Origin of the sequence: Rhodococcus baikonurensis, assembly GCF_040489275.1 — a bacterium.
GTDB classification, from domain to species: Bacteria; Actinomycetota; Actinomycetes; order Mycobacteriales; family Mycobacteriaceae; genus Rhodococcus_F; species Rhodococcus_F baikonurensis.
Map to the genome: position 1 here is coordinate 14,834 of NZ_JBEUOQ010000004.1, position 17,384 is coordinate 32,217.

19 protein-coding genes and 1 pseudogene are annotated in these 17,384 nt (G+C 60.2%); 14 read left to right on the forward strand and 6 right to left on the reverse strand.

What is annotated here, in order from left to right:
- Nucleotides 1–29 precede the first annotated feature (29 nt).
- Genes ABWI03_RS10900 through ABWI03_RS10910 form a run of 3 tightly spaced genes read left to right on the forward strand, consistent with a single transcriptional unit; the run spans nt 30 to nt 2,355 of the window.
- Nucleotides 30–1,007, forward strand: coding sequence for an HAD family hydrolase (locus ABWI03_RS10900; RefSeq protein ID WP_298779687.1), 978 nt, complete (start codon nt 30–32; stop codon nt 1,005–1,007).
- 12 nt (nt 1,008–1,019) lie between these two features.
- A complete protein-coding gene (locus ABWI03_RS10905; protein ID WP_298779684.1) occupies nt 1,020–1,886 on the forward strand; it encodes a hypothetical protein in 867 nt (288 codons plus the stop codon).
- A 55-nt stretch (nt 1,887–1,941) separates the two neighbouring features.
- The gene (locus ABWI03_RS10910) at nt 1,942–2,355 is read left to right on the forward strand and encodes a PPOX class F420-dependent oxidoreductase (RefSeq protein ID WP_166813316.1); all 414 of its coding nucleotides are present in this window, start codon (nt 1,942–1,944) and stop codon (nt 2,353–2,355) included.
- Between the two features lie 18 nt (nt 2,356–2,373).
- Here the strand turns inward: ABWI03_RS10910 and ABWI03_RS10915 are convergent, their stop codons facing one another.
- The gene (locus tag ABWI03_RS10915) at nt 2,374–3,750 is read right to left on the reverse strand and encodes a WS/DGAT/MGAT family O-acyltransferase (protein WP_298779679.1); all 1,377 of its coding nucleotides are present in this window, start codon (nt 3,748–3,750) and stop codon (nt 2,374–2,376) included.
- Nucleotides 3,751–4,029: 279 nt separating this feature from the next.
- Between ABWI03_RS10915 and ABWI03_RS10920 the strand changes: the two genes are divergently transcribed.
- The gene (locus ABWI03_RS10920; RefSeq protein ID WP_298779676.1) at nt 4,030–4,902 is read left to right on the forward strand and encodes a hypothetical protein; all 873 of its coding nucleotides are present in this window, start codon (nt 4,030–4,032) and stop codon (nt 4,900–4,902) included.
- Between the two features lie 12 nt (nt 4,903–4,914).
- Here ABWI03_RS10920 and ABWI03_RS10925 read toward each other — a convergent pair whose 3' ends face one another.
- Entirely contained in the window at nt 4,915–5,373 is a 459-nt protein-coding gene (locus ABWI03_RS10925; protein WP_206029898.1) for a MarR family winged helix-turn-helix transcriptional regulator, read from the reverse strand.
- A 63-nt stretch (nt 5,374–5,436) separates the two neighbouring features.
- Here ABWI03_RS10925 and ABWI03_RS10930 point away from each other — a divergent pair, with 63 nt between their 5' ends.
- Together ABWI03_RS10930 and ABWI03_RS10935 are read left to right on the forward strand one after the other, a co-directional pair.
- Nucleotides 5,437–6,315 carry a haloalkane dehalogenase gene (locus ABWI03_RS10930; RefSeq protein ID WP_298779670.1) on the forward strand — a complete coding sequence of 293 codons (879 nt, stop codon included), beginning with the start codon at nt 5,437–5,439 and terminating at the stop codon, nt 6,313–6,315.
- A 144-nt stretch (nt 6,316–6,459) separates the two neighbouring features.
- The gene (locus ABWI03_RS10935; RefSeq protein WP_166813324.1) at nt 6,460–7,098 is read left to right on the forward strand and encodes a PAS and ANTAR domain-containing protein; all 639 of its coding nucleotides are present in this window, start codon (nt 6,460–6,462) and stop codon (nt 7,096–7,098) included.
- A 156-nt stretch (nt 7,099–7,254) separates the two neighbouring features.
- Here ABWI03_RS10935 and ABWI03_RS10940 read toward each other — a convergent pair whose 3' ends face one another.
- On the reverse strand, nt 7,255–7,401 hold the full coding sequence (locus tag ABWI03_RS10940; protein WP_166813326.1) for a hypothetical protein: 147 nt from the start codon (nt 7,399–7,401) through the stop codon (nt 7,255–7,257).
- Nucleotides 7,402–7,580: 179 nt separating this feature from the next.
- On the opposite strand from ABWI03_RS10940, the gene ABWI03_RS10945 reads away from it, so the two are divergent.
- From ABWI03_RS10945 to ABWI03_RS10960, 4 genes are all read left to right on the forward strand, one after another.
- Nucleotides 7,581–8,768, forward strand: a complete 1,188-nt coding sequence (locus tag ABWI03_RS10945) for a zinc-dependent alcohol dehydrogenase (RefSeq protein ID WP_283377451.1) — start codon at nt 7,581–7,583, stop codon at nt 8,766–8,768.
- 112 nt (nt 8,769–8,880) lie between these two features.
- The gene (locus ABWI03_RS10950) at nt 8,881–9,408 is read left to right on the forward strand and encodes an SRPBCC family protein (protein WP_298779663.1); all 528 of its coding nucleotides are present in this window, start codon (nt 8,881–8,883) and stop codon (nt 9,406–9,408) included.
- A gap of 51 nt (nt 9,409–9,459) precedes the next feature.
- Nucleotides 9,460–10,047: a TetR/AcrR family transcriptional regulator gene (locus ABWI03_RS10955; RefSeq protein WP_166813330.1), complete on the forward strand. Its 588-nt coding sequence runs from the start codon at nt 9,460–9,462 to the stop codon at nt 10,045–10,047.
- On the forward strand, nt 10,044–10,814 hold the full coding sequence (locus tag ABWI03_RS10960; RefSeq protein ID WP_095971327.1) for a glucose 1-dehydrogenase: 771 nt from the start codon (nt 10,044–10,046) through the stop codon (nt 10,812–10,814). The genes ABWI03_RS10955 and ABWI03_RS10960 overlap by 4 nt, the downstream gene beginning before the upstream one ends.
- 46 nt (nt 10,815–10,860) lie before the next feature.
- Here ABWI03_RS10960 and ABWI03_RS10965 read toward each other — a convergent pair whose 3' ends face one another.
- Entirely contained in the window at nt 10,861–11,346 is a 486-nt protein-coding gene (locus tag ABWI03_RS10965) for an RNA polymerase subunit sigma (protein WP_200313501.1), read from the reverse strand.
- Nucleotides 11,347–11,397: 51 nt separating this feature from the next.
- Nucleotides 11,398–11,742: a hypothetical protein gene (locus ABWI03_RS10970; protein WP_298779657.1), complete on the reverse strand. Its 345-nt coding sequence runs from the start codon at nt 11,740–11,742 to the stop codon at nt 11,398–11,400.
- 287 nt (nt 11,743–12,029) lie between these two features.
- Between ABWI03_RS10970 and ABWI03_RS10975 the strand changes: the two genes are divergently transcribed.
- The 3 genes and pseudogenes from ABWI03_RS10975 (at nt 12,030) to ABWI03_RS10985 (ending at nt 16,852) form a co-directional block, all read left to right on the forward strand.
- A complete protein-coding gene (locus ABWI03_RS10975; RefSeq protein ID WP_283377446.1) occupies nt 12,030–12,917 on the forward strand; it encodes an SAM-dependent methyltransferase in 888 nt (295 codons plus the stop codon).
- 184 nt (nt 12,918–13,101) lie between these two features.
- Nucleotides 13,102–14,508, forward strand: a pseudogene (locus ABWI03_RS10980) (serine hydrolase).
- A 1,165-nt stretch (nt 14,509–15,673) separates the two neighbouring features.
- Entirely contained in the window at nt 15,674–16,852 is a 1,179-nt protein-coding gene (locus ABWI03_RS10985; protein ID WP_298779654.1) for a carboxylate-amine ligase, read from the forward strand.
- Here ABWI03_RS10985 and ABWI03_RS10990 read toward each other — a convergent pair.
- Nucleotides 16,846–17,001, reverse strand: a complete 156-nt coding sequence (locus ABWI03_RS10990) for a DUF6131 family protein (RefSeq protein ID WP_095971469.1) — start codon at nt 16,999–17,001, stop codon at nt 16,846–16,848. The two genes, ABWI03_RS10985 and ABWI03_RS10990, sit on opposite strands and share 7 nt — an antisense overlap.
- 145 nt (nt 17,002–17,146) lie before the next feature.
- Here ABWI03_RS10990 and ABWI03_RS10995 point away from each other — a divergent pair, with 145 nt between their 5' ends.
- A complete protein-coding gene (locus ABWI03_RS10995; RefSeq protein ID WP_003945456.1) occupies nt 17,147–17,350 on the forward strand; it encodes a hypothetical protein in 204 nt (67 codons plus the stop codon).
- Nucleotides 17,351–17,384 lie beyond the last annotated feature (34 nt).

Consider the following 17,384-nt stretch of genomic DNA (forward strand, 5'->3'; position numbering starts at 1 on the left):
TCATCACCTCACTGGAAGCCAGAGACCACATGAACAATCACTTCGTCGAACCCTCCGACTCCGGTAGCCCTGACCCGCTTCCGAGCTGGCAGGACGGCACGTCGAAACAAGCCATCCTGCAATTCGTCGAACGCGCGACGACGGAGGGAAGTCCGGACGAAATCGCACCGGAAGACAGGATCGCGGTCTTCGACAACGACGGAACCCTGTGGTGTGAGAAACCGATGCCGATCCAGCTCGACTTCATCTTGCGCCGCCTCGTCGAGATGACCAACCAGGATCCGACTCTTCGCAACCGTCAACCGTGGCAGGCGGCGTTCGAACAGGACTACGCCTGGTTGAACGATGTGATCTCGAAGCACTATCGCGGCGACGACAGCGCACTGAAGGTGCTCGCGGCCGGTGTCCTGGCGGCATTCGCCGAAGTCACAGTCGACGAATTCGAGAACCACGCCGATACCTACCTGCGCACTGCTTCGCATCCCACTCTCGATCGCAAATATTTGCACTGCAGCTATTCGCCCATGGTGGAGTTGCTCGATTACCTTGCAGCCAAAGGATTCTCCAACTACATAGTGTCCGGCGGCGGACGCGACTTCATGCGGCCGATCAGCCAGGAGGTCTACGGCATCCCCCGAGATCGCGTCATCGGCAGCGGCGTGGCTCTGACGTGGAAGGACGACGGTCACAGCGGCACGATCCTTCGTCAGCCTCAAACGGATGTCGTCGACGACGGGCCGGCCAAGCCCGTCCAGATCTGGAACCGAATCGGTCGACGACCTGTTCTCGCGGCCGGAAACAGCAACGGTGACGTACCTATGTTGAAGTTCGCCGACCACCCGAACGTTCCCGCACTTCGCCTTCTCGTGCTCCATGACGATCCGGAACGCGAGTTCGACTACGTGGACGGGGCCGAGCACGCGCTCGACACCTCGCGCAGAAACGGGTGGACCGTGGTGAGTATCAGAAACGACTGGAAGACAGTCTTCGAACCACCCGCCGAATGACAGTATGGATACGTGACCCTCGATGATGTCGCCGACGAACTGTACGGCCTCGACCCCGGCGAGTTCGTCGAGGCGCGTACGAAGCATGCGAAGGCTGCGCGGGAGGGCAACGACCGCGCACTGGCCACGGCTATCGGAAAACTTCGAAAGCCGACCACCGTAGGCTGGTTGGTCAATCTCATTTCGCGCGATCTGCCTGAAGAGCTGGAAGCACTTCTCGCGCTTGGTGAATCGCTACGCGACGCCCAGCGACATCTCTCGGGCGCGGACCTGCGCAAACTGACGACACAGAGGCAGCAGGTGGTGCGCAGCCTCGCCCACAAATCCGGTGAGATCGCGGCCTCACGGGGAAAGAGTGTCGGTGAGGATGCATTACGTGATGTCGCGCAGACGCTCAATGCCGCCCTTGCCGACGAGGAGACCGCCGAGTTGGTCCGACTCGGACGAGTTGTGACCGCTGCCAGTTACAGCGGCTTCGGACCGGCGGGACTTGCTGTGGTGAAAGGGAAATCGCAGCAGCACGCCCCGAAGGAACCAGCAGAAGTGCCGCAGACTCCGAAGACGAAGACTCCGGATGTCGAGGCCGAACGTGCCAGGGTAGAAGCAGAATTGAAGGAAGCCAGGGCAGGCGTCGAGAAGGTCCGACGACGGGTCAAGGCCGAGACCGCCCAGTTCGAGGATGCCAGGTCGAAGCTGTCCGACCTCGACCGTCGCATCGAGGAACTCCGCGCCGATCTCGAACACGCAGAACAGGAACGACAGTTCGCCGAGAACACCGAGAAGGCTGCCGGCGTCGCGGTTCGGGAATCCGAGGAGGAACTTCGTGAGGCCGAGCGCCGGGTCGAAGAGGCAGAAGAGAGCCTCGACGAGATGGAATGAGTTGTACGTTCGGAGACCTTGACCTCTACAGCTGTTCAGGTTCTAGCGTGGTTTCATGACAATGACCCGTATCGAACTCGACTACCTGGCCACACAGACTCTCGGACGCCTGGCAACGGTTCAACCGAATGGAACGCTGCAAGTCAGTCCGGTCGGGTTCCACTACAACCCGGATGCAGCCACGATCGACATCAGCGGCTACAACATGACTGGCAGCCGTAAGTTTCGCAATGTCGCGGAGAACGGGCGGGTCGCCTTCGTCGTGGACGACATTGCATCTGTACACCCATGGCGGGTCAGGTGCGTCGAAATCCGCGGACGAGCAGAGGCTTTGGACGCTACGGCTGCTGCTGCGCACGGTCTCGACGCACCGATCATCCGTATCCACCCCGAACGCATCATCAGCTTCGGCCTGGACGACAAGGAGTTGGACGTCCACCAGTTGGTTGTGAACGGACGTGACGTCTGAATGCCCGAATGGAATCGATCAGCCTGCGGCGGCTTCGAGTTCACTCAGTGATTCCTCGAGGTGGCCCAGGAGTCGCTGCAGGTGCGGCACATTGCGGCGGCAGCTGACGAGCCCGAACTGCATGGTATCCGCATAGCCGATGACGGTGATGTTCATTGCCTGCCCGTCCAGCGGAATCGATGCCGGATAGCAACTCTCGAGCTTCGCACCGTTCCAGTATCGCGTCGTCGTCGGACCGGGGACGTTGGAAATCACCAGGTTGAACACCGGACGCCCAGTGATCAATCGGGAGGAACCAGGGATCAGCGGTAGCCCGAGACCGGCAACGTTCAACGCGCTCAACGCCGTGATCTGAAGGGGCGTCAGGCCTGACATCAGGGACTTGGCGCTACTCATCGAGTCGTGAATTCTCTGAAGTCGGGCCGCCGGATCCGCCAATTCGGTTGCCAGATCACACAACACCGCACCTACGGCATTGCCGGAAGCCTCACCCTCTTCGCCTTTACGAAGAGATACCGGCACCATCGCGATCAATGGCTTGTCCGGCAACGCATCCAGTTCGATCAGGTATCGCCGCAACGCGCCGGCGCACATTGCCAACACCGCATCGTTGAGAGTCACGTCTGCAACGCAGCTGACCTTGCGCAGGCGCTCGATCGGCCACGACTGCGCCGCGACACGCCTCGCTCCGGTGATCGGGACGTTGAAGATCGATTTCGGAGCAGCAAACGGCAACGGTGCGACGTGGTCCTTCACTGCCGAGGCAGCCGCGTTCACTATCGCTGGGCCCACCCCGACCACATCTTGCACGGTCTCGATCACGGAGCCCACCCGCCTTTGCAGGTCCAGCCCGCGATTGGCCCGGACCCGCACCGAAGAAGGTCGCTGCGCCCACGGAGGCATCGAATGTCGATCGAGCGGATCCGACGAGAGGCTGCGGTACCACGCCTGAACAGCAGACACACCATCCATGAGCGCATGGTGCGTCTTCATGTACACGGCAACTCGGCCGTCGGCGAGACCTTCGATCACGTACGCCTCCCACAGCGGCCGATGCCGATCGAGCAGCGTGCCGTGGAGCATCGAGGTCAACTCCAACAATTCGCGGACTCGACCCGGTTTGGGCAGTGCAAGCAACCGGACGTGATATTCGAGATCGACATCCTGGTCCTCCGTCCAACGCACCGGCGCGAAGTTCGACAAGAACTGCACCGGCTTGCGGCGGAACAGGGGGCGAATCGAGTCGACATCGGTGAGCGAACGGTAGAGCGACCTGGCGAATTCGCCGTCATCCCCCTCCGGCGGAACGAACAGAGACAGGCCACCGACGTGCATGGGGTGCTCCCGCGACTCCATCAGCAGGAACATCGAGTCGAGCGGCAGCATCAGCGTCATGTCGATCCGTTCTCTCGGGCAGCTGTCCGGAGTACCGATCAGCCGCTGTTCGACAAAGTTACTCGCCCTGACTTCGCACATTGGCGATTCGCGAGTTAGTGATGAGACACGGAGCACTGCAACAAATTTCAAAGCACATGACCACAGGTAGTAACGGAGCCGATCGCACTAATACTTTTGTCGGAATTTTTGCAAATTGTCTGTACATCCAAGTCACACGTGACTACCGTCACTTATCATCGCAAATCCGACTGGTCGGTTGCTTTCGAAGAGAAATACATGTCCAGACGTCCAACGTCGCGTGCGCTTTCCGGCGCGCTCGCCACCGCAACTGTGCTCGCCACCGTCACAGCAGCGGGAACCTTGTCAGCAGGTACTGCCGGAGCCGCCCCGGCAGCGGACATTCCATTCGGCGGTTGGAGCTCCTGTCCGATCGACAATCCCGAGACCAGCACCTGCATGGACGTCACAGTCACCGGCGGCAACATGAAGATCGGCAAGCTCTCGGTCGGCATTCCCGCGGGGGCGATGCGCATCGCAGGCGGAGTTGCCTACCGAGAAAATCCGGAGGCCGAATTCGGATTCGACCAAGTATTCATCCCGCCGAACGACAACAGTCGAGGGATCTACGCCGAACCCATCGAGATCCCAGGCGGCGCACTCGGAATCGATCTACCCTTCAACAATCTCTTCGGACTGAACAAGGCCTCGGCCACCGTCGAGTCGACGTCTGCACTTCCCACCGTGGATGCATTTCAGCTTGGCGTGAAGCTACCCGTCAAACTGAAGATCGCGAACCCTCTCCTCGGCGGCAAATGCTACCTGGGCTCGGACAACAACCCTGTCCAGCTCAACTTGGATGTGACCGAATACGGCGCCCTCGAAGAGGTTCCAGGATTCCCGGATACTGCAGTGGTTCGAAACACCGGGCACACCGGACAGCCCTTCACGGTCCCGACAGCGTCCGGGTGCGGCCCGTTCGGCGTTCTGAATCCAATCGTCAACTGGCGCGCCGGGCTTCCATCGTCCACCACGTCAAACTCCCTCACCACGACGAGCGACGTCTACAACATCGGCGCCGACAGCCTCAGGCCCCAGTCGGCCGGCTCACCTGAACCCGCCGCCGTCATCGCCGAACGTAACGCCAGGTAAGTAGTTCGGACTTCATTCATCTCCGGCTTCGGTGGCGTCGAGCAATGCACCGAGGGCGCGGTGAAGTTCGGCAAGCTCACGTCCACCGGCTTCCGTCAGCACGCGAGTATTCTCCGCATCCAATTCGCGGACAATGCCTTTGGCGAGCACGATGACTCGTCCTCCCTCGTCACTGAGATCGAGGCGAACGGCGCGCCCATCGCGGTCGTCGCGTTCGCTGACGACAAATCCCCCCTTCTCCAAAGCTCGCACGAGCTTGGATATGTAGATTCGCTGCAACCCTGTGTGCGTGGCGAGTTCCCGCTGGCTGGGCCTCTCCCCCACACTCACCAAACCGTGCAGGGACGCAAGCACCGAATACTGGGCGTGAGTCAACCCGAGATGCGCAATCGCTCTGTCAACCCCCGCCCGCCAGCGCAAGGCAAGATGCCACACCAGCGAGCCAGTCGTCCATGTTTCTCGATCTTGCATGCATATAGAGTACATGGCTACTATCTCAATATAGAGTATATGGAAACTATTTGAGGAGTCGCAATGGCCGCAATTTCCGTGCTCGACTCGACCATGGCTTACAACTCGTGCGGCGCAGGCACCCCCTTCGTGCTGATCCACGGGAACCCCACATCGTCACACTTGTGGCGAAAGATACTGCCAGACATAGGAAATCTCGGCCATGCACTCGCTCCGGACCTCATCGGCATGGGGGCTTCCGGCAAACCGGCCATCGACTACGGTTTCCTCGACTCCGCCCGCTACCTCGATGCATGGTTCGACGAGATGAAGATCGACGACGTCGTACTCGTCGGGCACGACTGGGGTGGAGCACTCGCTCTCGACTGGGCCGCCCGCCACCCCGATCGCGTCCGAGGTGTGGCCTTCTTCGAAACGATCCTCCGTCCGATGACCTGGGACGAACACTTCCCGGGAGACGCACGAGCGCGGGTTGAAGCGCTGAGGGCCCCGGGCACCGGCGAAACGAAGGTGCTCGACGAGAATTTCTTTCTCGAAATTGCGCTTCACAGAACAGTTCTCGGAGCTCTACCCGAAGCAGATGCTGACGCCTATCGCGCCCCTTACCCGTCACCCGAGAGTCGCCGACCCCTTCTAGCGTGGCCACGATCCTTCCCCATCGAAGGAACTCCCGCCGAAGTGACGGTACGCGTGTCGGCGTACAGCCAATGGCTTGCCACAAGCAGCGAGGTACCCAAACTCCTTCTCACCTTCAGCGGCCCAGCCGAACTGCTCATGATCGGACCGGACGAAGTCGCATGGTGCCGATCGAACATCACCAACCTCGAGGTGATTCAGTGCGGTCCCGCCGGGCATCTTGCCCCCGAGGATCAGCCAGGAGCAATCACCGCGGCGCTCACCGAATGGACACAGCGGCATCGTCTCAGCCCACGAATGACGTAAGACCGACACCGACACCGACCCGCACAGCTAGCGTCCAGACCTCGCTCCGAAATGTGGGACCGACACCACCTCCGCCGGATTTGTCCGATATAACTATCTGGCGAGTACGCCGGTTGGGACGAGGTCGAGAACGAGGGGGCGTGTGTGGTGAACGAGGACGGGTTGGGGCGGACTTCCGAATCGGGGGCTCCACACCGAGTGGGTGGGTTTCTCTATCACCGCAACGGCGACCGTTGGGAGTGGTCAGCCGAAGTTGCGCGAATTCACGGTTACGAACCAGACCAGGTAGCTCCGACGACGGAATTGATGCTCTCGCACAAACATCCGGACGATCGAAGACACGTTGCTCAGACACTGCATGCCATCCGCACTTCAGGCGGCCCGTTCAGCAGCCGACACCGCATCATCGACACTGCCGGAGACACTCACTCGGTAATCGTCGTCGGCGACAGCGTCGTGGACGAGTCAGGGGATGTGATCGGTAGCTCCGGCTTCTACATCGACGTCACCGAAACCCTCGACAGCACCGTGAAGGCATCCGTCGACGAACTGGTCAACGAAATCGCCACGTCTCGCGGAGTCATCGAGCAAGCCAAAGGCATGCTCATGGTGATCTACGGCATTTCAGCCGATCGTGCCTTCGATATTCTCGTGTGGCGTTCCCAAGAAACCAACGTGAAACTCAGGGATGTTGCCGAGCAGTTGATCGTTCGCGCCCTGGACGACTTCCGGGTCCCGACGCTTCTCCGTACCCGATTCGATCACTTGCTGCTGCAGGGTTGAATCACCAATGGGTTGAGGGATCTGCAGGGTCGAGGGATCTGCTTGAGGCGGTTCCCGTGGCTGGCTGCTCAACCTCGAGGAACCTCGCCCGCATTGATTCCGGGACGGTCCGATGCGGCCTATCCCCGTTGTTACCCAACACCGGGTAAAAGGAAACTACTCCTGGTCAGACTTTTTGTCGGAGGAGTCCTCGACCAGTTCAGGTGCTTGTTCTCGCGTTGCCATTCCGCCGTCGCCGCCCTTGTCCACGGGCCCTGGGTGCCCACCCTTGGGCGACTGGTCGTTGTCGTCTTTGTCGGTCATACGATTGTCCTCATCATCTCGTGGTCCAGGTCCTGGAGCCGGCGCAAAGACCGGGACCCAGCTCCATCTCAATCTAACGCGCTCAGGACTTCTCGCAACCCTCACCGATTTTGTTTGCATTTCAGTGCTTTCGGGCAGGTGAGTGCGAACAGCAGTTCCACGATGAGAGGTCGATTCCAGTGCGCGCAGTGACTTGGCAAGGCAAACGGAAAGTAAGCGTCGATACGGTTCCGGACCCCACGATCGTCGAACCCACCGACGCGATCATCAAGGTCACCACGACGAACATCTGCGGGTCCGATCTGCACCTGTACGAGACCTTGGGTGCGTTCATGAATGCGGGCGACATTCTCGGTCACGAACCGATGGGCATCGTCGAAGAAGTCGGGTCGGAGATCACGAACCTCGAGATAGGCGATCGCGTCGTGATCCCGTTCCAGATCTCGTGTGGCAACTGTTTCATGTGCGATTCGAGCCTCTACACACAGTGTGAGACGACTCAGGTCCGCGATCAGGGAACCGGCGCAGCGTTGTTCGGATTCTCCGAGCTGTACGGATCGGTGCCAGGTGGTCAGGCTGAATACCTACGAGTGCCGCAAGCACACTTCACACACATCAAAGTTCCCGAAGGTCCCGCGGATTCGCGCTTCGTCTACCTCTCCGACGTGCTGCCCACAGCCTGGCAGTCGGTCGAATACGCCGACATCCCGCCGGGTGGGTCCGTGACGATCCTCGGTCTCGGACCGATCGGTGACATGGCGGCTCGCATCGCCCACCACAAGGGATTTCGGGTAATCGGCGTGGACCGTGTACCCGAACGCCTTGCACGCCTTGCCGAACGTGGGATCGAAACCCTCAATCTCGACGACTACGGCAGCAAGATCGGCGACGCCGTCAGGGATGCGACGAACGGCCGTGGAACCGACTCGGTCATCGATGCTGTCGGCATGGAAGCGCACGGGTCTCCGATCGGAAAGCTCGCGCAGCAGTTCGTCGGACTACTCCCCGATGTTCTAGCCGCGCCTGCGATGCGTAACGCAGGAATCGATCGCCTCGGTGCTGTCTATTCAGCCATCGACATCGTTCGGCGCGGTGGAACCGTTTCTCTGATCGGTGTTTACGGCGGCATGGTTGACCCACTGCCGCTGATGACCATGTTCGACAAGCAGATTCAGCTCAGGATGGGCCAGGCGAATGTCAAGAAGTGGGTAGACGACATCATGCCCCTGCTCACTGACGACGACCCACTCGGCGTCGACAGCTTTTCCACTCATCAGCTGCCGCTCGATCAGGCGCCACACGCCTACGAGATCTTCCAGAAGAAACAGGAAGGAGCGGTCAAGATCCAACTGAAACCGCACCTGTAGTCCAACTCCGATCAGCTCGACGGGTTCATGCGCCGCTGCGCATCTTGTTCGCGAAACCACCGATCGTCATACTCACCTCACACACGCTCGACAGAAAGAAACTGAAACCGAAATGGCTCGCGTACTTACCGTCTCCGACAGCGTCGTCGTCAATGCCGACGCGCTCTCCCTCTACGAGCTCATCAGCGATCCCACTCGTATGGGTGCCTGGAGTCCCGAAAACTTGGGCGCGACCTTGCGAGGAGATCGCGAAAGCGCATTCCTGGGTATGGAGTTCGACGGACATAACAAACGTGGGCGCGCACAGTGGACCACGAGATGCACAGTCACCGCTGCCGACGCCGGAAAGCTCTTCGAGTTCCGCGTTCACAAGATAGGCCTCTCCACGCCGCGGATTCCTGCCGCCATCGCAACCTGGCAGTTCCGATTCTCGCCGGTGCCCGGCGGAACGCGAGTTACCGAAACGTGGACCGACGACAGGCGCGGCTGGCCGGACCTTGCGGCCGAGTTGTTCGACAAGGTTGCCACCGGTGGAAAGACGTTCGCCGACTTTCAGCGCGGCAACATCCGCAAGACGCTGCTGAACTTCAAGAGCGCCGTTGAGCAGGAATTATCCGGCGTCGAAGGCAGCACCGGCTGACCAACTACAACCGTATATGGCAGTTTCTGCCACTTTTGGTACAGTGCGGATATGGCAACAGCCCGCCGCACCGCACTACTTCTCCGCGTCTCGCAGAGTTGTGCTGCCGCTTTCGTCGAACGCGGCGACACTTCGACGACAATCGCCGAACTCGCCGAGCGTGCGGAAATCTCCGAGCGCACGTTCTACCGCTGCTTCGCCACCAAAGAGGAGAGCATCTGGCCGATGCTCGACGACGGCAACCGGAGCCTCGCCGCCGCACTCGGTGAGCAGCCACGCGATTCGGGACTTGCGCCGGCTGTCCGGAACGCCTTCGTCGCCTCGGTCGGCGAGTCTTTCGAGGCCATGACACGGTCACTGATGCCGATCATCTTCAGTGATGCTGCACTCCGGAGAGTCTGGGAGTCAGCGACTTTCGAGACGATGGAACTCATTCGCCCCGAAGTGGCCCGGCTGATCGATCGGCCGGAAACCTCGCTCGACACCACCGCAGCTGCGGGTCAGGCGACGCTCGCGGTGGTCGCAGCACTACGGGAAATGGCAGACCACCGAACCCCGGCGCCCGCGGCAATCAACCGTGCACTCGACGCGTTTTCGACGTCGTATCTCTCACATCCAACTGGTAAGGAACAATCATGACTCAGGATCTCTCCGGAAAAACCGTACTCGTCACCGGCGGCGCACGCGGCCTGGGTGAGGCGTTTGCGCGCGGCATCGTCGCGGGTAACGGCCGCGTCGTCATCGGCGACCTACTCGACGACGACGGTCGAGCAGTAGCCGAATCTCTCGGCGACGCAGCGCGTTACGTTCATCTCGACGTCACCGACCCAGGGTCGTGGAAGTCTGCCGTCGAGTTCACCGTGTCCGAGTTCGGCGCCATCAACGGTCTGGTCAACAACGCCGGGATCTCCGCGTCCGGCCAGACGGTCGCCGATGAGCCCCTCGAAACGTTCCAGCGGATCATCCAGATCAACCTCGTGTCCGTACACACCGGCATCCACACGGTGGTCCCGTTCATGAAGGCAGCAGGCGGCGGATCCATCGTGAACATCTCCTCGGCTGCCGGCCTGATGGGCATGGCTCTGACCAGCGGGTACGGCGCGGCCAAGTGGGGCGTGCGTGGACTGAGCAAGATCGCTGCCGTCGAACTCGGTCGCGACAAGATCCGAGTCAACTCGGTTCACCCCGGCATGGTCCTGACACCCATGACTGCACCGACGGGCATCAGCCTCGAAGAAGGCGCATTCCCCAACAATCCGTATCGACGCGTCGGCCGCCCGGAAGAGTTGGTCGGTGCGGTCACCTACCTGCTTTCCGACGATGCTTCGTACACAACAGGTTCCGAGATCGCCGTCGACGGGGGCTGGACTGCGGGACCGTCGATCGAGTACATCGCCGGCCAGTAACGCAGAGTTCTGTTCGCTCCTCGTCTTCTGACACACGCCGGGCACCTCATATCGGTGTCAATATTTCCCTGATTGCATTCGCGGAGGGCAACTTTCGCAGTCGCTGCAGCGCTCGATGCAGGTCGAGTGACACCTCGTCCGTCGTACGGGCAAGCGATGTTGCGGTCGCCTCGGTGCCGAGGCCGACGATCAGACGCAGAACCAGGACATCGCGTTCGACAACCGGAAGGGCCGTTGGCGATGCAAGCGGCCCGCCACTGAACCCGTCGGATGCCGCCCGGGCAATCGCGACGCTCGTTCTCGCATACAGCAACCGCAGGAAAGGCTGATTCAACTCCGATCCGTCGCGCACTGCCTCGAGAACGGCGAGGCACGAGGCATCCGCGGCGGAGTCGGAGACAGTCCGATCAAGCTCGGCGCGGCACCGCAGCACAACCATCGGACGAAACGCCGCGTACAAATCGGCCATGGCTTCATTGCTACCACTCCGTGCCGCGGCGGCCAACACCTCGAGCGCGCCTTCCTGCAACATGGGCTTACATTCTCTCTGTCTCGAAACGAAATTCGTCGTGCAGACGACCGATCAGCTGGAACCGAACAGTCCGGCAAAGGGGTTCACTGTCGGCACGGGTGCCGGACCTTGCCCGCCTTGCCATTGATTCTGGTTGCCCTGATTCCAGTCGTTGCCCTGATTCCAGTTATCACCCTGGTTCCAGCCGCCGTTTCCACCATGGTCCCAATCGTGCGAGTGATCGCCACCCTGATCTCCGTACCAACTGTTATCAGTCTGCGTTACATCATGATTCACCGTATCCGCCGAGGCCGGCGCGGCGAGCACGGCTATCGGTACCGTCAATACCGCACCCGTCACTGCGAGCTTGGCCCAGAAGTGCTTCTTACGTTGTTCCGGTGTGAATAGTCGAGCCATGATCGATCCCTTCTCCGAAGATTTCTCCAGACTCCCTCTGGCTGTCCCGAACGGGGCACACACCAGTGAAGTCCTGCATCCTGGCCGTCCACTGGCACTACCCTGGCAGATGCCTGGCAGGACTTACTTCAAACCGAACGCCTTGCACTACAGAATGTTCCGGCACTGACGCGCTGCTCGCACCGCGCCCCAGTTCCGACCGTTCCGTTCCAGGCGGCAAGCGGTCGCTCGGGCGTAAAGTCGAGAGAGTTCGGCTCAGTCACCTAGAGCGGAAGGACACCCAGGCAATGCGGAGCGATGGAGACACGTGGGACATCGTCAGTAGTGTCGGACTCACTGCGCTGGCAGTGGCGACGTTCCGCGCATTGGAAAGCACCCGCACGGACGCGATCATCGAGGACCAATTCGCATCGTGGTTCGTGGAAGCCGCAGCGGAGCCGCATTTCACAGCTCTTCTGAAAGATCCCGCGCTCCTCGACGACACCCCCTTCGGCGGTTTCATGGGGTTGCGAACCCGGTTCTTCGACGAATTCTTCTTGTCGTCAACCGAATCCGGAATCAAGCAGGCGGTAATCGTTGCGGCAGGGTTGGATTCGCGCGCCTATCGACTGGACTGGACCCCAGGATCGACAGTCTTCGAAGTAGATCAACCAAAGGTGCTGGAGTTCAAAGCCGAAGTGCTCACTGCGCGCGATGCCCAGCCGAAAATCGATCGACGCACAGTTCCTACCGATCTGCGCAACGATTGGCCGACTGCGCTCGAGAGCGCTGGTTTCGATCGGAACGACCCCACTGCCTGGTCGGCAGAAGGCCTGCTCGCGTACCTCCCCGGCGCTGCCCACGATGCATTGTTCGAGCGGATCGACGAACTCTCGGCGACCGGTAGTCGGTTGGCAGTGAACGACTTTCCGGCCGGTACGGACCCGAAGAAGCTGGCGGCCATCAGATCCAAGTACTTTGCGCAGAGTCCGTTCGGAGACCTGGACATTTCGCAACTGTTCTACAGCGACAAACGATCCGATCCGGGTCAGTGGTTGACTGAACACAATTGGACCGTCCGACGCTTCAACTCGGTCGAGTTGGCAGATCTGTATGATCGCCCGATTCCTGATCTCCCCGAAGAGATCGCCGCACTGTCGACGCAGCCCACTTTCCTGGCCGCAACCAAGAACTGAATCTCGCAGTCATCACGAAAGTTACTCGGGTCCAGCATTTCTCCCTATTGTCCAGCTTCAACATGCGTGTCACCACCACAAGGAGTTGACGGTACTCGAGGATGAACCGATTCAGTACTTCAGGCTGAGTATGTCCACACCTCAGACGGACGCGCGCCGAAGAGAACGCTGATGAAATGAATCCATGAAACTCGAACACACACGCAGGAAGAGTCGCCCGCTCACGCTGGTGGCACTTGCCTCCGCAGCGGTATTCGCCCTCGCTGCATGTACCTCCGGGTCCGATTCTGCACAAACCTCTGAGAACAGCACAACGAGCTCCGCCTCCGATACACCTGCGACAGTCACGATCCCCGACAGCTCCGTCGGCAAGCAGATCACCTGGCTTCTCGGTGCTTTCAACACGAGCACGCCATTGACCCAGGAAGAAATCGCCGAGCACTTCGGACCCACCGCACCCGTCGTCCTGACGCCTCCGGACTTCGACTCCATCCGAGCCGGACAGCCCTGGACACCAGTGAATTACACGGGAGGTGATACCGACGGCACCGTTTCCATCACCAGTGCCACCGGCGGCGCGTTCGACATCAACGTCGTCGTCGACGGCAACGGATTGGTCCTTGGAATGGCGATCACACCGGCCAAAGACGATCATGTGCCTGCCGCATCATGGCAAGAGCTCGAAACAGCTGTCAAAGCACTTCCCGCGCCGACGAACTTGACCGTCACCGAAGTCACCGGCGGAAAGAACGCCGAGGTCTTCGGCGTCGGCGACACCTCACCGCAGCCCACAGGGTCAACGATCAAGCTGTACGTTCTCGGCGCAGTTGCGACGGCTGTCGAGAACGGGACACTCTCCTGGGATCAGAAGCTCACCGTCACCGACGACCTCAAGTCGATGCCAGGCGGGACCATGCAGGACCTGCCGTCCGGAACCGAAGTCACGGTCCGGGAAACCGCCGGCTAGATGATCTCGATCAGCGACAACACCGCCACCGACATGCTGATCGCTGCTGTCGGGCGCGAGCGGGTCGAAGCCGAGTTCACCCCGATGGGCATGGCGGATCCTTCGCTCAATATTCCGCTGAAGCCGACCCGCGCACTGTTCCAACTCGGCTGGGGCAACGATGGCGCACAACGTCTCGCCTGGCGCGACGGAACCCCGGACGAGCGTCGAGCAATACTGGCGGCACTACCCGGCGGCCTGGTGGACATTCCTGTGTCAGCATTCACCACCCCCGCATGGCCTTTCGACATCGACTGGTTCGCCTCGCCCGCGGACCTGCGTGCCGCGCTGGTCTCGTTACAACAGATGGCGAAGACCGAGACCGGCGCACCGGTTCGAGACATACTGGCCGAGGATCCGGCGCTCAGTAAGGAGTCCGCGAAATGGTTCACCTACGGCGGATTCAAGGGCGGCAGCTCCATCGGCGTCCTTGCAGGTGCCTACTATGTCGAACACGAGGATCGCGCCTGGGTTGTCACCATGCAAACTCATGGTGACGAGGGTGCACTGGTTGCCGACCCGGCTCTGTACTTCGATCCGGTCGACGACGCGATGCTCTTGATCCAGAACGATGCGACCAGCTAGGAACTGATTGAGGTCGAGATTTCGCGGAAGTTCCCAACGTGGCTTGCAGCGGAACAAGGACCGCTGCGCATCCGGTGACATCCGGATGCGCAGCGGCTTCGGTAAGTCTTAGCCCGTTGGCGTCTTAGCCCGTCGGCTCAGTCTCGTCCGACGAGAATCCGTCGAAGAATGCGATGACCTTCTGGAGAAGTGCCGCGATGTCGAAATCTTCCAAGCTACCCATTGCGTTCGTCCTTTCGTTTAACACTGAGGATGAAACGTGCATCTTGCAATTCCCAATGTAAAGCATCAATGGGATTATTTCTCGACCATGCAGCACTTCTGCCACAAAAACTCCACACAGCAAGATACGAGCAAATTGCCACGAATAACAGCTCCCACCCGCAGCATTTCCAATATTCTGAAGCTGAGAAACTTCCCCAATTCGCCAATGGGTAAATCTTGAGAAAAATTTCCGGGCGCGTCGATTCCGATAGATATCCCTGGCGAAACTCTTCATTGAAGACGGCGAGGTTGGCGAAGTTTCCACACTGTTGACACGCAGTTTTGCCAGCCTCAAAGAGGCGCCACCCACATACATAGTGGACATTCGACTGTGATAACGAACCGGTAGCAACACGATCCCAGGCACTTTCTCCCAAATTCTGACGTTCACCCATAACCACTGCATATTTCCGCTGATGAAACGCAATACCAGTCCAAAAGTCCGATAACTTTACCGGATACTGTGCACGGGATTAACTGGTCACATATCCACTGCCGTTCCGAGTGCCCATTCTCACCGAAACCTCACATCTGAATGTTGGACGTTAGTTTAGATGGGTTCACATTCTCCGGGATCGGCGTGATAAATGCGGACTCCACGGATAAACCGAGACAGCCCCACCGCACTCCGACAGGACACGATCCGCGACTCGACGACGTGCGGGCGGGCAGGCTCACACGAGGGTGAAATAGGGGGTGAAACATGCCAGGAGGTCTCGTTTTTCCGAGTCCGACACAGTACGTTTTCCCAGGCACGCCAGTCCCCAGATTCACACGGTGTGCAAGGGCTCGTTGACGCTTACGAGATGTTGGCAAGACCGACCACAGGCCCCGTTCTCCCGACGAGAACGGGGCTTCCTCGTGTCGGTTTCCTCCGTCGACCGACCGGGTAGACGCGAGCATGAGCGCCACCAGCTCGACCGGATCCACCGCTGGCCGCTACGAATCGACGACCCCGACCGTCGGCGTCGAAGAAGAATTCATCCTCGTCGACCCGACATCGTGGTTGCCCTCCACCGACAATGCCGCGGTCGCGGAAACCGCGTCGACACTCGGTATGGATCTTCAGCTCGAATTGTCCCGGTGCCAGGTCGAGACCAACTCTCCGGTGTGCCAGAGCATCGGCGAACTCCGAACCCATTTGATCGACATGCGTCGGCGCGCAGCGAAAGCGGCCGAGTTGAACGGCTGCAGGCTGTTGGCCGTCGGCGCACCGCTTTCGGGGCCTTCGCGTTTCGAGATTAGCGATGCACCTCGTTACCGACAGATGGGTGAGCGCTTCGGCGCCCTCGCTGCCGAACAGAGCATCTGTGGTTGCCACATCCATGTTGGCGTCGCTGATCAAGCCGAAGCCGTGCAGGTCTGCAATCACGTGCGCATCTGGCTGCCCGCCTTGCTTGCTCTGAGCGCCAATTCTCGTGTCCACCAAGGATCCGACACAGAATTCGCGAGTTGGCGGGCGATCCAATGGTCCAGGTGGCCCGTCGCCGGGCCGCCGCCGTACTTCGAGAGCGCTGCAGACTTCGACACCGTGGTAGCGCGGATGGTGGATTGCGGCGTGATGCTCGACGAGCGGATGGCCTACTGGGACGTCCGTCCGTCGTGCCATCTACCGACCGTCGAGATCCGGGTTTGCGACGTTCAACCGACAGCAGACGATGCAGCGCTACTGGCAACACTTGGACGGGCTCTGGTGGCAACTGCGTTAGGCGCGATAGACCGGGGCATCGAGGCTCCGAACATTTCCCTCGAGAACCTTCGTCTCGCAACCTGGGTGTCCGCGAAGGAAGGGGTCCTGGGAACGTCGATCGATCCTGTTACCACACAAAGAATTTCGGCCACCGAACTGTTGCACCGACTCCTGATCCATGTCCGCGACTCACTCGACGAGACAGGCGAGTACGCGAGTGTGGAGTCGGCGCTGCGGAACAAATCGGTCACCGGCGGCGGCAGCGACTGGCAACAGCGAACGCTTCGCCAGGTCTGCCTTCGGGAACTGATCGCACGTGCCGTTCAACGCACCACCTCGATCGAGCCGGCACGCATGGATACACATGCGGAGCCGGCAACCGATCAGTAGTAATGCCGCCGACCGCCGACAGCGTGCCCGGCCGCGCCCAACGCGTACAGGATGATTCCGATCACCAGCAAGACGACACCAATCGTCCACAGGATCGGAATGTTCACCACGAAACCGATTATCAGCAGGATTACGCCGAGGATGATCATGACAAGCTCCTTCAGTGCGTTCACTCGGGCGGATACGCCCGCCTCGAGCCGCATACACCCCGGATACCCGTCGGCCGTGCGTTTCATACCCTCGCTGACCGGGTATTTCGCTGGGCACCATAATATTTGAAGAATCGAGCACGCCATGATGAGAATTGTGACTCTGATCGTTCTGATCTGGCTGATCGTCGGAGCCGTTGCGGCCGGCCAGCGCGGTTACTACAGCAGTTCGCCGACCAACTGTGCCGGCGTCGGGACCATCGCGCTCACCGTCATCGCGGGCCCGCTGAACTACTTCGGCGTAAATCCCAAAGTTACGGACTGCACGCTTCCTCAACCGACCGAGTGAACTGCCGATATGCAGCGCTAAACCGACTAGTCGT